Here is a 14,633-nt window from a genome sequence, read left to right as displayed (position 1 = left end):
CGGCAGGCAGGCGGCAGCGCGGGCAAATCACGCCCTGCACCCGCTAGGCCCGCAGGAGCTTGATCAGTTCTCTGGCAGCCGGGCCAGACGAAGCCGGATTCTGGCCTGTGATCAGCCGCCCGTCTACGATCGTATATACCGACCAGTCCGGGCCTTTTTCAAACAGGCCGCCCAGACGCTTCAGCTCGTCCTCGACCAGGAACGGTACGACCGCGGTAAGCTGCACAGCCTCTTCTTCGCTATTGGTAAAGCCCGTGACACGCTTTCCCTTGACGATGGGCTGCCCCTGATACGTGACGTTGTTCAATACGGCCGGCGCGTGACAGACGGCGGCGACCGGCTTGCCGGCGTTATAGAACGCCTCGATCAAGGCGATCGAGTTTCTGTCTTCCACCAGGTCCCACAGCGGGCCGTGCCCGCCCGGATAGAAGACCGAATCGTAGCCGTCGGAGCTTACTTCGGACAGCTTGACGGTGTTGGCGAGAATTGCCTGGGTGGCAGCGTCTTTCTTGAAGCGCTCCATGGAATCTGTCTGGTTGCCGGGCTCGTCGCTTTTGGGGTCGATCGGCGGCTGGCCGCCTTTGACGGAAGCCACGGTGACCTCCACGTCGGCATCGACGAACGCATAGTACGGAGCCGTGAACTCTTCGAGCCAGAAACCGGTCGGCTTGCCGGTGTTTCCAAGCACGTTGTGCGAAGTCAAAACCATCAAAACCTTCATTGTCAGTCTCCGGTTGATTGCGAGGACATGCCTGTGCGACGGCTGGGCGGACACCGGTAACGCTACGCCCAATCGCGGCGGCACACCATACGTACAACGGATGTCGGGCGGCCGCCGTTCGATTGTTCAATCAATACCTACGTATGGCGTTGCCGGCCTGTGCGGTTGCGCAGAACGAGTACTTCGTCTTCTGCGCCCGGCTCGACTGGCAATATGCAAAACCGTCTACAAAAATCTGGCGATAAGCGGGACGGTTGCTTACTATACGAACGTATCCGCGTCGGCTTAATGCAACCAGTTCTGGATGAGCAAGCGATGAAACATGACAATGCGATGGGCGCAAGGGAATCATTGTCGGACTCGCTTGTTTATGTGGTCGACGACGATGAATCCATTCGGGGCGCACTGACTTCTCTGCTCACTTCCGTCGGCATCAAGGTACTGGCGTTCGAATCGGCGGACGACTTTCTGGCCGCGGAAATGCCCGACGTTCCCAGTTGCCTCATTCTCGACGTTCGGCTGCGAGGCACGAGCGGCCTCACGCTGCAACAGCATCCATTCCGGGAGAGCGTCCCGTTTCCGGTTATTTTTCTGACCGGGCACGGCGACATCGAAATGTCCGTGAAGGCGATGAAGGCAGGGGCTTTTGACTTCATGACAAAGCCGTTCAAGGATCAGGACCTGATCGATACGATCGCCGCCGCGCTGAAGCGGGATGGAGAATTGAAGCGTCAGGCGAAGATCGTTGCGGGCATCCGTCAAACGTACGAATCCCTGACGGCGCGTGAGCGGCAAGTCATCAAACTGGTCGCCGATGGACTGCTGAACAAGCAGATCGCGGGCCAGCTTTCTCTGAGCGAAGTGACAGTCAAGATCCATCGCGCGCAAGCGATGCACAAGTTGAATGCACGCTCAGTGCCTGACGTCGTGAGGAAACTGCAGCAGGTGGCGCCTCTGCACTAGGAGCGGCTCTGCAAACCGATTTGGCGCTATCGCACTGCCCTTACCTCTTCCTCAATCACGACGAATGCGCTCAGGCTAATACACACTGTCATCCGGATCATTCGAACGTCTTATTGCTGCTTCGCCCATTGGCCTGTAAGTTGCAAGAAGAATCAGCTTGTTCGAATCCGTGTCCGTGCTCTGTGGATTCCTGATGAAATCAAAGCGCTCTCCTGCAACTATTGCAGTGGTGGACGACGACGAATCCATCCGGATGGCGATATCCAATCTGCTTCGTTCGGCGAACTGGCACGCTATTGTTTACGAGTCCGCCAACCATCTTCTGGTCGATGCGTCGCGGTCGCAGCCGAATCTGGTTATCGCCGATATTCACATGCCCGGCATGGACGGTTTCGCGCTTCTTGAGTCGATCAAACTATGGCAACGCCCAAGCCCCGTCATTTTTATTACGGCTTACGCGACGCAACAGCTACTCGAAAAAGCGCAAGCGAGCCGCGCCGCCGGCTTCTTCTCAAAGCCAGTGGACGGCGTGCGGCTACTCGCGCTGATTGGTGAAATACTACAGACGTAACCTTGCTTTTATCGCCGCCATCATCACGTCAGCCCTTTGTCCCGTGTTTCGATCAGTACTGGACAGGGCGACCGGTCGATCACTTCTCCGCTGATCGACGGATTAGCCCAGCGGCGCAGCCGTGACAGATGATGGTGCCCCATCACGATGACCTCGGCGGCCAGCAGCCCGGCTTGTTCGATGATCACATCGGCCGGAGGATTTCCCGCGCGAAGGTGCTGCTCCACGATCAGATTGTGGCCGGCAAGCTGCCCCGCTGCTGTGGCGAGGACGGATCGCGCAAACGATGTCTGCGCGCTTGCGGGCGGATAGGTCAGCCCGTCGGGCGCGATACCGCTTTCGCTGCCGGGAGGCAGTGCATAAGAAGGATCGATAACACAGAGAAGATGTACGGTCGCGCGCCCCGGCGACGCGACGCGCCGCACCAGGTCGATGACATTCGCACTTTGAAGCGTGCCGTCCAGCGGCACCAGAAGGATATTGAACATGGTGAGCCTACCCAACGAAGATCAGATTCACACGCGGGCTCCGTCGCCACACGAAGTCAATTTCCGGGCTCGTAGACCGTGAGCCGGTTGTCCACGCGATGAACGCCTCCTACGTTTTCCGCTGCTGTTCCGGCCGACTGGATTTGCGCCTCATCGGGCGCAGTTCCCGCAAGCGTGATGACGCCGCCGTGCGCCAGCACGTTAATGTGCGAGGAGTCCAGCCCTTTCACTTTCGTGAGCGACTTGCGCACGGCATGACTCAAAGCGCGATTGTCGGCTCGAAGCTGCTTCTTGCTCGGAGCGTCCGTGCTGACGGACGACGAATCCGCAGCCGAAGTACTCGGTATGCCGCCAGGCAAAGCCATCGTAAAAGCGGCCACGGCCGTCATGGTGAGGATCAGTACTCGGGTTTGCATGTCTGGCTCCTGCCGGTAAGCAAATCATGGACGATGGATAGTCAGTCGCGGGCAATCCTGATTACATGACGTCACCCGCATTGCGCTTTTACTCGCCGTATCTGTGCGGTCAACGCAGAGACCGAAAGCTCACGCGCAGCTCTTCCGAGAAAGCTTGCGGTTGTTCCCACGCCGCAAAGTGCCCGCCTTTGGGAAGGCGGTTGTAGTGGATCAACTGTGGATATGCTTTCGCTGTCCAGCTTTGCGGCGCGGCGTAGATCTCATCGGGAAAGACGCTCACGGCAACCGGAATAGCAACGTGCTTCGGCGCAAAGAAGTTGAGCTTGTTTTCCTCATACAGACGCGCCGATGAAATTGCCGTGCCCGTGAACCAATAGAGCGTCACGTTATCGAGCACGTCGTTGCGTGTGATCCCTTCGGACTGACCGTCAAATACTCGCGCGATCAGTGCCTGGCTGGCGGCGTCGTGGTCGATCATCCACGCGGCGAGGCCGAGCGGCGAATCTTCGATGCCATACAGCGTCTGCGGACGGTTCGCCATTTCCAATGCGTAGCCGAGGCCGTGCTTGTAGAAATAGTCGAGCTGATCGAACGCGTGCTTCTCGTCGGCTGACAGAGACGCGGGCGCCGGTTCTCCAAACTTGAGCGCCTGCGCGATGTCGTCGGGCACCGTCGCCGGCATGTTGGTGTGAATGCCGAGCAGTTCCGGCGGTGTCAGCAAAGCCATTTGCTCCGTCACCGCATTGCCCCAATCGCCGCCTTGCGCGACGTACCGCGTGTAGCCGAGCCGCTGCATCAGTACGACCCATGCGCGTGCGATGCGAACGGGGTCCCAGCCCTCCTCGGTCGGCTTCCCCGAGAAGCCGTAGCCAGGGAGCGACGGAATCACGACATCGAATGCATCGGACGCAGTGCCGCCGTACGCCGTTGGGTTCGTCAGCGGGCCAATAATCTTCAATTGCTCGATGATCGAGCCAGGCCACCCGTGCGTGATGATGACCGGTAATGCATTGGCGTCCTTCGAGCGAACGTGGATGAAGTGAATGTCGACGCCGTCAATCTCGGTGACGAATTGCGGCAGCGAGTTCAGCCTCGCCTCGACGTCGCGCCAGTTGTAGTCCGTCACCCAGCAACGGGCGAGCTTTTGCATGGTTGCGAGTTGCACGCCTTGAGACGCATCCTTCGCGGTTTCGCGCTCAGGCCACCGGGTCGCCTTTATTCGCCTCTTTAGATCGATAACTTTTGATTCCGGCGCGTGGACACGAAGTGGCCGAATAGCCGATTTGTCGGCGCCGCCTGACGGCGATGCGTCAATGATCGATCGATTCGGTTCTGCGAACGCCAGTCGGCTTAATGAACCAGCAACAGCGGCCGACGCCGCCACGCCGATAAAGCGACGGCGCGATGCGGTCTCGGGAAAGATATCGTCGGCCATACAGACTCCTGTTGGCAATAAGTGCGACGCCGCACGTCGCAGTGGTGGTAGCGATTGTGGGTAAACAAACCTCGCGGGTAAACGGCCGGGTTAGAACAACAGTTGTGTCGGCCGCGAATAGATCTTTTCCGCTGCAATCAGCGTGGCCGCAGCGATACATACGATGCGCGTAAAGCACCGTGTGAGATGTCATGCGACGGCAACGCAGCCGGATACGCCAGCCGTTTTTTCGCGTCGCTCAATACGGTATCAAGACTATTGATCGAGCGATGGCGTCATGCTCATTGGTCTTGCACAAGGCCGCGACTAGACTACCTGGGTGGACCGGATGCGCCGCACGCTTTTTGTCCCGCGAATCTTCTCAGGACCAAAAGGAAGCAAACATGAACCCGACTCAATTTGTGGTGGCATTGATCGCAAGCCCACTGTTTTTCAATAGCAGCGCGATCGCACAAGACAATCAAAGCGGCGCTGCCGCGAAGCAGGCGGTGCAACTGGAAGCAGGCGCAAAGCCGGAGTTCAGTATCAGACGCGTAACGCCGCAATACTGGCGTGTCACGATCGATCATCCGCCGTTCAATATCTTCGGCCCCGAATCCATACCTCAGTTGAACAGCGTCATCACGCAGATAGAAAACGATCCCGAACTAAAGGTCGTGGTGTTCGACAGCGCCGTACCTGGTTTTTTCCTGACTCACTATGATTTCGTGCCCCCGCTCGAAGCGACTACGAGCATGCCGCCCGGACCCACCGGTATGCCGCCATTGCCCGATATGTTGAGTCGCCTGAGCCGCTCTTCTGTCGTGTCGATCGTATCGATCCGGGGCCGGGCTACCGGCGTTGGCAGTGAGTTGTCGCTTGCATCCGACATGCGCTTTGCCAGCCGCGAAAAAGCCGTGCTTTCGCAATTCGAGGTGGGCGCCGGGTTCGATCCGGGTGGCGGACCGATGTCGCGTCTTCCCCGCCTGATGGGACGGGGCCGTGCGCTTGAAATCCTGCTGAGCGGCAGCGACATCAACGGCGAACTTGCGGAGCGATATGGCTATGTCAACCGCTCGCTGCCAGATGCCGAGCTGGATAAGTTTGTCGACACACTGGCCCGGCGCATCGCCTCGTTCGACAAGCAAACCATTGGCGAAATCAAGCATTTCGTCAACATTGCCACTCTCCCGCCCGATAGCGAACTCGGCCCACAATGGGACGCCTTCATTACTTCTGTGCAGCGTCCGCAGGCACAGCACGATATTGGGAAGCTGATGGAACTCGGGCTGCAGAAAAAGCCCGACGTGGAGATTCATCTGGATCGATATACGGGCGAAGTAAGTCGGGGTGGCAAGTAGGCATAATGGCGCAACGCGACCAGTTCATTAATAACGGAGAAGTCACAGTGGAAGGCAAACCCCTAACCCGCGGAATAGACCATATCGGTCTGACGGTTCGAGACCTCAAGCTCACGGTGGAGTTCTTCACCCAATGCCTCGGCTGGGCTCTCGTCGGCGAGCGCCCGAACTACCCTGCGGCGTTCGTGTCCGATGGACACGTCACGCTGACGCTTTGGCAAGTACTCGACGCGGACCGGCGCGTCGAGTTCGACCGCAAGACCAACGTCGGCCTGCACCATCTCGCATTGAAGGTAGGTAGTGAAGAAGCATTAAACGAGATCTTCGCGCGCGTTTCGGAATGGCCAGGCGCGGTGGCCGAGTTCGCGCCCGAGGATCTCGGTCAAGGGCCGAAGCGGCACGCGATGGTTTATGAACCCGGCGGCATCAGGCTCGAATTCGATTTCGACCCGCGCGTTTAAGAAACGAATTGCGACGAGCTCACGCTCGAGGGCGGTAGCCGCGAACACCGCGCGGTGCCATCGTCCAATACGGTGTCGCGCATCGTGCGCTCGTGTGTTCATGTAATACGTTCGGATGGACTCGTATCCGGGGAAAGCGGAACCCATGACCCCGGCCAACGCATCAAAGCTGCGATCGCGGAATAAACCCGGGATTGCCGGTCTTCACGACTTCATTGAAGCGCTGCCTTGTCTGAATGTCGTTGATCGCGTCGAAAGCATCATCGGGCAGCGGCGCAATGTCAAAGTTTTCACGCGCACGCGCGCCAGTCTTGGGTGTCGTCAATACAGCGGTGCCGCGCTGCACTGCCCATGCGATCAGCACTTGCGCAGGCGTCTTTCCAACTCGCTCGGCAATCCGCAAGACAACCGGATCTTCGAGTGGTCCGGGCCTTATGCCATGCCCCAATGGCGCAAACGCCAGAAAGACGATGTCGTTCTTTTGGCAGAACTCCAGAAGTTCTCTTTCCGGAAGATAAGGATGAGCCTCGACCTGAACGACCGCCGGCTTGATTCGCGCAGCTTCATACAGCGGCTCGAGCTCATTCAGACCAATGTCGGAAAGGCCGATCGCGCGGCATCTTTTACGGTCGACGAGATCTTCCAAGGCCCGCCACGTGTCGAGTAAAGTCACACCGCGATCATAGAGAATGGCTCCATGCTCATCTCGCGGGTCCTGCTCGTCGCCAGGTTGAAACGCGAACGGCGTATGAATCAGGTAAAGGTCCAGATAATCGAGTCCTAGTCTGTCAAGACTCGCATTGAACGCAGGTTCGACGCGCTCGGGCCGGTGATTGGAATTCCACAGTTTCGTCGTGACGAAGATGTCTTCTCGCGAAAGCTCTCGTGCCGACAGCGCGGCCTGTAAAGCCGCGCCCACCTCGCGCTCATTGCGGTATCGCTCGGCACAATCAAGGTGCCGATATCCAACTTTTAGCGCAGCGGTCGTGGCGCTTGTCGTGACGGCGGCATCGGCAATCAACGTGCCAAATCCGACTGCGGGCACGCGGCCGCCGCCGTGACTAAGCGCTATTCTTTTGAGCTGGAAATCGGAAGGCTCATTCATGACGACACCTCCAGGAGTTTGTGCAAATGTCTTCCGGCGGCTGCCGGACTTTCAGCATAGGATGATTTGCGCGGCATGCCTGACTATTTCGACGAAGCTCTACGCGGGCGCGATGCTGACAAGTTGTCACTGATCTGCGTGGCAAACGCGAGGATCACTTCTTCATTGCGCGACAGGAAAGTCCACTGCCCTGCCCGCGTCGCAACAAGAAGCCGGGCCGCGACGAGTGTTGCGATGTGGGCCGAGACGGTCGACTGCGATAGACCGCTTTGCGCATGAATCAGATTCGGCGGTACGCCATGACTGAAATCGAAATGGCCCTGTTCGAATACTTTGGCAGGCGTCTTCAACCATTCGAGAATGTCCCGCCGAAAGGGATTCGCAAGGGCTTTATAAATCCGGTCGATGTCGATCATGGCGATAGAAGAAGGCATGGTCAGAACATGTCCGCAGCGTTCAAACGCACTGCGCCCTGATGTCCAGCTTCCGGCGTGCGACGCGAAGGGATGAAAGGCCCCGTGATCATCTCCGAGTAGCTTTGGCCTGGCCCTACCATCGGGAACACGTCGGCGTTCTCATCGATCATCACTTCGAGAAAGGCGGGTCCTTCGAACTTCACGAATGACTTCAGTTTGTCCTCGAGTTCGCTTATCGCTTCGACGCGGCAGGCAAACCTGAATCCGTCGGCGCGCGCCGCCATCACAAAGTCCTTCTGATGAAGCGACTTGTCGCTGACAAACGTCCGGCCCTCGTAAAAGAGACGCTGCCACTGTCTGATCATCCCGTCACCGCGATTGTTGAGCAGCAAAACCTTGACGGGGACGCCATACGTGCTCGCTGTTTCCAGTTCGCCCGCATTCATCCGGATACTGCCGTCACCGTCGATGTCGATTACCAGCGCATCCGGCCGCGCCAGTTGTGCGCCAATAGCCGCGGGCAATCCGAACCCCATCGTTCCCATGCTGCCCGACGTCAGAAAGCTGCGAGGCTCGACGAACTCGAAGAATTGCGCCGTCCACATTTGATGCTGGCCGACGCCCGTACTGATAATGGCTCTCCCCTGAGTAATTTCGCTGAGTTTCTCGACGACGAATTGCGGCTGAATCAGCGGACTGCGCCTGTCGTAGTTCATGCCGTGGCGCTGCTTGAGTTCCACCACTCGTTCGAGCCATCCGGCAGGCGATTGCACACCTGCACCGTGCTCCATCAACGAACGCAACGCCTGCTTCGCATCGCCCACGTGGCTCCAGTGCGTGCGCTTCACTTTGTTGATCTCGGCCTCGTCGATGTCGATATGCGCGACGTAACGTGCGCCGGCGGCAAATGCATCCGGGCGGCCACCGGCGACGCGATCGTCGAATCGGGAACCCACGGCAATCAGAAAGTCGCAATCTTCGACTGCATAATTCGCGCACGCGGCGCCGTGCATGCCGAGCATGCCAAGCGACAATTCGTGTTTTGCCGGTATGGCGCCGAGACCCATTAGCGTCGTCACTACCGGGATCCTGTAACGCTCCGAGAACGCGCGCAGCTCGGCTGCTGCGCCCGCTGCGATGACACCGCCGCCGACGTATAACAGCGGACGTTCGCTCTGCCGCAGAAGATCGAAGAAACGCGCGCGTTTGTCCTCGCCGAGATCGCTGCCTTTCGCGACCATGCGCAGGCGATCGGAATAGCCGCGAAACTGCAACGTGCCTTTGCCCTGATAAACGCCCATCCAGTTCTGAATGTCCTTTGGCACGTCGACGACAACGGGACCGGGACGTCCGGTGCGCGCAATCTCGAATGCGCTTCGCAGGGTCTGCTCGAGTTTCGTTGCGTCGGTCACCAGGAACACCTGTTTGGCGCAGGCCGACATGATGTTGAAGACCGGCGCTTCCTGAAAAGCATCGCTGCCGATCGCGGCGCGCGGCACTTGCCCGCATATCAGTACAACAGGAATCGAATCGCCATTGCAGTCCGCAATGGGTGTCACGGCGTTCGTCGCGCCAGGTCCGGACGTGACCATGAATACGCCCACTTTTCCGCTCGCTCGCGCGTAGCCGGCGGCCATGAAGCCGGCCGCCTGTTCGTTGGCCGGCACGATGAATCTGATTTGGCGCTCGGGATGCGACGCGCACGCTTCATTGAATCGAAACACCGCGTCGTAAGTCGGCAGGATCGCGCCGCCGCTATAGCCGAATAGTGTATCGACGCCCTGTTCCGCGAGTACACGCAGAATGATGTCGGCGCCCGACATCAGTTCGCCTTCATGTGTCGGGTCTGGACAAACTTGCGAAGCTATTTGTGGATTCTGGGTCACGGCTGACTCGTATGGAAACCGGCGCTGAGGGCATCAGCGGCCGCGATTGGGGAATATCCCGTTCAATTCGAGAACAGCGTATGTTCGGCGCCAGTTCATGGACCATTACTGCGGCGGGATCTCCATACCGGTGCAGTCCATTTAGCACTTGCTTGGTGTGCATCTGGAAGAATTGCGAGGATGAATTGATTCTGCCAACTATCGGGACCTGCTGCGCGGGGATGCATTTGCGTCACAGGCCAAAAGAGTTCGCTTTCGGGCCACGCGGTCTTTGACGCGGTCTTCGTCGAACGTGTGAGCCAGCGAGGTCTGCGCGATGTATTGCGCCACATCTGCGCCCAGATCTTCTTCGACCAGAGTCAGCGCGAGGCCAACACCGGCGCTCACGCCGTCCGAAGAATAGAGATTGCCGTCTTTCAGCCAACCCGCATCTGGCACGACGTGCACCAATGGAAAGTCCCTCGCGAGACGATGTGCGTCGCACTCGCGAATAGTCAATGAGCGATGATCGGCGAGACCGGCACGCGCCAGCAGAAACGCACCGTTGGATATGCACGCGATCTTTGTCGCAGTACGATCCACGCCGCCGAGCCAGCTCACCAGTTCCCGATGCTCACGCGCCGAGCCGACCGCCGGAGAGCCGGGCACGATGACGATATCAAACGATGTCCGTGAATCGCGCAGAGATTCGGTCGTCCGTACCGCGGTCCTGTTCGAGCATATGACCGGCCCGAGTGTCGGGCCAATGACATGCTGTACATAGAACCGTTCACCGCATACGCGGTTTGCTTCCTCGAATACATCCATCGGCCCGCTCACCTCGAGCAGTTGAAAGCCTGCATACAGCATCATTGCGACACGCATGCGCCATTTCTCCGCGAGTGTACCCAGCCCAGAACGAACGATTCTTCAAACGAAGTCTAATCAATGCGGCCGATGTGCGACCCAGTAGATCACGCGATGTCAGGCCAATCGATGCGGGATTTGCGCCACCCTGCAAAAAGAGGCATTCCCACGCGCAGGCGAGGCGCTTCTCTCTTTACGCCAGCGAAAAAGTCATTTACCACTTGTGACGGGCGGGCCGCGCCATCATTGGGGTAAGCTAGGCGCTCGCTCGTTGCCGCGGCTTATCGCAATGCATGAAATTCCCACGAAAACACGTCGGTCTGCACCGTCAAGGCGAGCGTGCTCTTACTCGATGAAGGTCACGGCATGAAAGTCGCCATTGTCATATTCGAAGGTGCGCAAGCACTGGATGTAGCAGGCCCACTCGATGTATTCGCTGAAGCGAATGCAAACCTTCCCGAGCATCAGCGATATGAAGTGTCGCTCGTCGGTAGCAAAGCCGGCACGGTCACGTGTTCAAACGGCATGCAGCTTGCCGTTCCTTATGGCTATGCGGACTCCGTCAATCAGTTCGACCTCGTACTGGTGGCAGGCGGGCCCCGGTTGCCTGACTGCAATCCACCGAACGAATTGCTGACCTGGCTGCAAAACCAGGCGCACGGAGCGGCGCGCTTCGGCTCCGTTTGCAACGGTGCATTCGTGCTTGGACATGCTGGCTTGATCGACGGCAAGCAGGTGACGACTCATTGGGCCGATGCAAGGCGCCTCGCGGACAACTTCCCTCTTGCTCGAGTACAGCCCGACAGGATCTTCATTCGTGACGGTCGTCTTTTCACCTCTGCCGGTGTGACGGCGGGCATCGACCTGTGTTTGTCGTTAGTGGCGGAAGACTGGGGACACGAGATGGCGGTACGCGTTGCCAAACGTCTGGTTGTCTATATCCAGCGAGAAGGCGGCCAGTCGCAGTACAGCCCCTACATTGGTGCAGGCAAGGAGGAAAACCCGATCATCGGCAAGGTGCACCGCTATGTCACCGAACATATCACCGATGCATTGTCGATCGAACAACTGGCAGGCGCTGTTTCGGTAAGCCGGCGCACCTTCTCGCGGCTCTTTGCCAAGTATGCAAAGGTGACACCGTCGGCGTTCGTCGAGCAGGTTCGCGTGGACACTGCGAGGAAACTGCTTGAAGACTCGGACGCTCCGTTGAAAACCGTCGCGTTTCAATGCGGCTTTCACAGCGCCACGCAAATGCGGACCACGTTCACCCGAAGACTGAACGTTACGCCGAAACAATACCGCCAAAGATTTCGCGGCACAGTAAGCGCACCGCCGCGGACCTATAGCGGCGCCGATCAGCACGCCGCATCTCAGCTTTCGCCGCAGTTGTGATTCCTGAAGAGTTGGCCCCTTCTCTTCCGGATGTTCTCGAGCCGGGTTTGTCGCTGGTCTTTTGCGGTATCAATCCTGGCGTGCGTGCGGCAACGACCGGCCATCATTTCGAGGGCAGAAACAACCGGTTCTGGCGCGCCGTTCATCTCGCGGGTTTTTCTCCGCAACAGATTCGGCCTGAAGACGACCGCAGCTTCCTTCAGTATGGATGCGGTCTCACTACAGCAGTATCGCGCCCAACCGCACGCGCCGACCAGCTATCGCGAGCGGAAATCGAAGCAGGCGCGTCTGCATTCGAGCAAAAGATCAAACGCTATGCGCCACGCTACATTGCCTTTCTCGGGAAGATGGCGCTATCCGCTATGTCCGGCAAACGCGATATTCAATGGGGACTTCAGCAAGAACCTTTCGGTGGTGCGCGCGCCTGGGTGCTGCCAAATCCGAGTGGCCTGAATCGTGCGTATAGCCTCGAATTACTCGTGCGTGCTTACCGCGAACTTTACGTTGCCGTTGCGTCTTCGGATTGAAGATGCGGATTGCTGCGCAGGCTCTCCGTCACGAAGTCGACAAAAGCGCGGACCTTCCCGCTCGCGCCTCGCCGTTCGATATGCAAGAGACTCACTGGTGTGGGCTCCGGCTCGAATGCCGTCAGAATAGGCTTGAGTTTGCCGTCCTGTACCTCTTGAGCTGCCTGATAGGACAACAATTGCGTCAATCCCACGCAATCGAGTGCCGCCAGAACGGCAGCCGCAGTCAGGTCGACGATCATTCGCGGCTGGATTCGAACCGGCATTCTCGTACCGTTGCCATCGAACACCCACTCGAGCGGATGAGAGACGCCCGTGAACGACACACATTGATGATCGGCGAGATCTTTTGGATGACGCGGCTCGCCATGCGCCGCGAGATACGCAGGCGCGGCGTAGGTCCGACGTCGCACAAACCCCAACGGAATAGCGAATATCGACGAATCTCCAAGATGGCCGATGCGAACGGCGATATCCACGCCTTCTTCCAGTAGCCGCGTGGTGCGGTCGACATAGATGGCGTTGACGGTGACTTCCGGATAGCGCAGCGCAAACGCATTGATGAGCGGCGCGATAAAGCGCTGACCAAACATCACCGGCGCGGAAACAGTCAGTGTGCCAACGGGATTCAGATGATCGGCGGCGACATTGGCGTCGGCCTCGGTGATCGCGTCCAGCACTTTGCGGCAAGCGTCGAGATAGCCGAGACCTGCGTCGGTCGGCCGTATTGTCCGCGTGGTTCGCGCGAGCAGTTGCGTGCCGAGACGGGCTTCGAGTGAATTGAGCGCGCGAGAAACCGCGGGCGTCGACATGCCGAGTTTCTCCGACGCGCTCGTGAAGCTCCCACGATCCACGATGGCAACAAAGACTTCCATCTCGCGCAATTTGTCCATTCCGGCTTCCCATGCGGTAACGCTCACGTCTACACCGCGATTGTAGGCGCCGTAATAGCCCGAATCCTGCATTGGCCTGAATTCGATTGAAAATAGCCCGCTTCTCACTCTTCCGGGTGACTGCAAAGCGAGTTTTCATGATGCTCGTCGCGAATCAAAGGCACTCTTTTGCGCATCCGGAAAAACACTTGTTCGCCGCATGAAAACGGTGATGACGCTTTTCGCCGCGCTGGCAAATTTCGCCACGTTATTGGCCCGATACGCGATCCATTCCGGCTTCTGCAATTCCCACGCGTCGCGGACAATCAACTCGCCACTCATCGTATCGACAAGCAAAGGAAGAGTCCGTTATGTTTTCTGCAATGCTCGAAGTCAATCCGCTACCTGAACAGTTCGACCTTTATCTCGGCATGGCAAAGATGCTGCGCCCGGAACTCGAGAAGATCGTCGGCTTTATCGACAACGCCCGCTACGCCAGCCTGACGCGCGAGGGATGGCTTCTTTCCCTATCGAGCTGGCGCGACGAGAAGTCGCTGGTTCGCTGGCGCACCACGACGAAGCATCATCAGATACAGCAGGCGGCGCGCGATCGTGTGTTTGCCGACTATCGGCTGCGCATCGGCCAGACTGTGGCCGATACACGCGTGCCCGAAGGAGAAGTTCTGCTCGAGCAACGGCTCGATGTCACCGAGGCGGGAGCGGGTACGGCGGTGACACTACTCGATGCGCAGCGCGCGCCCGAGTGGGTCAAAGAGGCCGGCGCAGAAGCCGTGGCAAGGTCGCTCGGATTTGATGCAACAACAGCGACATCGGCAGCGGGCCTCGTGGCGTGGGACGTATTCGACGCGCTAATGGCGCCCGGCGATGTGATCACTGTGCTGACCTGGCGCGATCACGCCGCCGCCGAATCTTTCGAACGCAAGGCTGCATTGCCGGACGATGTGCGTCTGCGGCATATCCGCGTGGTGCGCGAGTACGGCATGTTCGATCGTCGCGAAGCGCCTCAGTACTTTGCGGACGTGCAACCTTCCGCATAGACAGTAAAGCAGCGTCCGGGAAACAAAAGACTATTGCGATGGACGCACATTGTCATTGTGCCAGGCCGAGCCCTGGCCTGATTTGCGAACGAAATGGCCAACTGCGCCAGCTCTGTTGTCTTCGGAGAGCAAAGCA

At 58.6% G+C, this 14,633-nt stretch carries 17 protein-coding genes; 7 read left to right on the top strand and 10 right to left on the bottom strand.

The window, feature by feature from the left end:
- Positions 1-43: 43 nt before the first annotated feature.
- Positions 44-721 (bottom strand): type 1 glutamine amidotransferase domain-containing protein, encoded by a 678-nt coding sequence (locus tag C8K18_RS03460; RefSeq protein ID WP_006052667.1) that lies wholly within the window; start codon positions 719-721, stop codon positions 44-46.
- 315 nt (positions 722-1,036) lie between these two features.
- Between C8K18_RS03460 and C8K18_RS03455 the strand changes: the two genes are divergently transcribed.
- Both C8K18_RS03455 and C8K18_RS03450 read left to right on the top strand, forming a co-directional pair.
- Complete coding sequence (locus tag C8K18_RS03455) at positions 1,037-1,684, top strand: response regulator transcription factor (protein ID WP_006052666.1); 648 nt, start codon at positions 1,037-1,039, stop codon at positions 1,682-1,684.
- 157 nt (positions 1,685-1,841) lie between these two features.
- On the top strand, positions 1,842-2,255 hold the full coding sequence (locus C8K18_RS03450) for a response regulator (RefSeq protein WP_132384536.1): 414 nt from the start codon (positions 1,842-1,844) through the stop codon (positions 2,253-2,255).
- A gap of 23 nt (positions 2,256-2,278) precedes the next feature.
- On the opposite strand, the gene C8K18_RS03445 is transcribed toward C8K18_RS03450, so the two are convergent.
- From C8K18_RS03445 to C8K18_RS03435, 3 genes are all read right to left on the bottom strand, one after another.
- Positions 2,279-2,743 (bottom strand): universal stress protein, encoded by a 465-nt coding sequence (locus C8K18_RS03445; RefSeq protein ID WP_006052664.1) that lies wholly within the window; start codon positions 2,741-2,743, stop codon positions 2,279-2,281.
- Positions 2,744-2,799: 56 nt separating this feature from the next.
- On the bottom strand, positions 2,800-3,159 hold the full coding sequence (locus tag C8K18_RS03440) for a BON domain-containing protein (RefSeq protein WP_107706655.1): 360 nt from the start codon (positions 3,157-3,159) through the stop codon (positions 2,800-2,802).
- Positions 3,160-3,268: 109 nt separating this feature from the next.
- On the bottom strand, positions 3,269-4,594 hold the full coding sequence (locus C8K18_RS03435; protein ID WP_107706654.1) for an epoxide hydrolase family protein: 1,326 nt from the start codon (positions 4,592-4,594) through the stop codon (positions 3,269-3,271).
- A 383-nt stretch (positions 4,595-4,977) separates the two neighbouring features.
- Between C8K18_RS03435 and C8K18_RS03430 the strand changes: the two genes are divergently transcribed.
- Together C8K18_RS03430 and C8K18_RS03425 are read left to right on the top strand one after the other, a co-directional pair.
- Entirely contained in the window at positions 4,978-5,934 is a 957-nt protein-coding gene (locus C8K18_RS03430) for an enoyl-CoA hydratase/isomerase family protein (RefSeq protein WP_181324804.1), read from the top strand.
- Positions 5,935-5,939: 5 nt separating this feature from the next.
- Positions 5,940-6,395 carry a VOC family protein gene (locus tag C8K18_RS03425; RefSeq protein WP_258196052.1) on the top strand — a complete coding sequence of 152 codons (456 nt, stop codon included), beginning with the start codon at positions 5,940-5,942 and terminating at the stop codon, positions 6,393-6,395.
- Positions 6,396-6,558: 163 nt separating this feature from the next.
- Here the strand turns inward: C8K18_RS03425 and C8K18_RS03420 are convergent, their stop codons facing one another.
- The 4 genes from C8K18_RS03420 to C8K18_RS03405 all read right to left on the bottom strand — a co-directional run bounded on the left by C8K18_RS03420 (position 6,559) and on the right by C8K18_RS03405 (position 10,666).
- Complete coding sequence (locus C8K18_RS03420) at positions 6,559-7,500, bottom strand: aldo/keto reductase (protein WP_107706653.1); 942 nt, start codon at positions 7,498-7,500, stop codon at positions 6,559-6,561.
- A gap of 83 nt (positions 7,501-7,583) precedes the next feature.
- Complete coding sequence (locus C8K18_RS03415; RefSeq protein WP_107706816.1) at positions 7,584-7,916, bottom strand: helix-turn-helix transcriptional regulator; 333 nt, start codon at positions 7,914-7,916, stop codon at positions 7,584-7,586.
- 20 nt (positions 7,917-7,936) lie between these two features.
- Positions 7,937-9,802 carry a biosynthetic-type acetolactate synthase large subunit gene (gene ilvB / locus C8K18_RS03410; protein ID WP_375135801.1) on the bottom strand — a complete coding sequence of 622 codons (1,866 nt, stop codon included), beginning with the start codon at positions 9,800-9,802 and terminating at the stop codon, positions 7,937-7,939.
- Between the two features lie 198 nt (positions 9,803-10,000).
- Complete coding sequence (locus C8K18_RS03405) at positions 10,001-10,666, bottom strand: DJ-1/PfpI family protein (protein WP_029970792.1); 666 nt, start codon at positions 10,664-10,666, stop codon at positions 10,001-10,003.
- Between the two features lie 348 nt (positions 10,667-11,014).
- On the opposite strand from C8K18_RS03405, the gene C8K18_RS03400 reads away from it, so the two are divergent.
- Entirely contained in the window at positions 11,015-12,040 is a 1,026-nt protein-coding gene (locus C8K18_RS03400; RefSeq protein WP_107706651.1) for a GlxA family transcriptional regulator, read from the top strand.
- On the top strand, positions 12,037-12,567 hold the full coding sequence (mug, locus tag C8K18_RS03395; RefSeq protein ID WP_375135800.1) for a G/U mismatch-specific DNA glycosylase: 531 nt from the start codon (positions 12,037-12,039) through the stop codon (positions 12,565-12,567). The genes C8K18_RS03400 and mug overlap by 4 nt, the downstream gene beginning before the upstream one ends.
- Here the strand turns inward: mug and C8K18_RS03390 are convergent.
- Together C8K18_RS03390 and C8K18_RS03385 are read right to left on the bottom strand one after the other, a co-directional pair.
- Positions 12,540-13,460 carry a LysR family transcriptional regulator gene (locus C8K18_RS03390; RefSeq protein ID WP_044021990.1) on the bottom strand — a complete coding sequence of 307 codons (921 nt, stop codon included), beginning with the start codon at positions 13,458-13,460 and terminating at the stop codon, positions 12,540-12,542. The genes mug and C8K18_RS03390 overlap by 28 nt on opposite strands.
- A gap of 135 nt (positions 13,461-13,595) precedes the next feature.
- Positions 13,596-13,796: a hypothetical protein gene (locus tag C8K18_RS03385; RefSeq protein WP_029970788.1), complete on the bottom strand. Its 201-nt coding sequence runs from the start codon at positions 13,794-13,796 to the stop codon at positions 13,596-13,598.
- A gap of 14 nt (positions 13,797-13,810) precedes the next feature.
- On the opposite strand from C8K18_RS03385, the gene C8K18_RS03380 reads away from it, so the two are divergent.
- Positions 13,811-14,497: an antibiotic biosynthesis monooxygenase gene (locus C8K18_RS03380; RefSeq protein ID WP_107706649.1), complete on the top strand. Its 687-nt coding sequence runs from the start codon at positions 13,811-13,813 to the stop codon at positions 14,495-14,497.
- Positions 14,498-14,633: the final 136 nt, after the last annotated feature.

It is taken from the genome of Paraburkholderia sp. GV068, assembly GCF_003058125.1.
Taxonomy (GTDB): Bacteria; Pseudomonadota; Gammaproteobacteria; order Burkholderiales; family Burkholderiaceae; genus Paraburkholderia; species Paraburkholderia graminis.
Note: the sequence above shows the minus strand (reverse complement) of the source record. Positions and strands in the feature narration are given on the sequence as shown.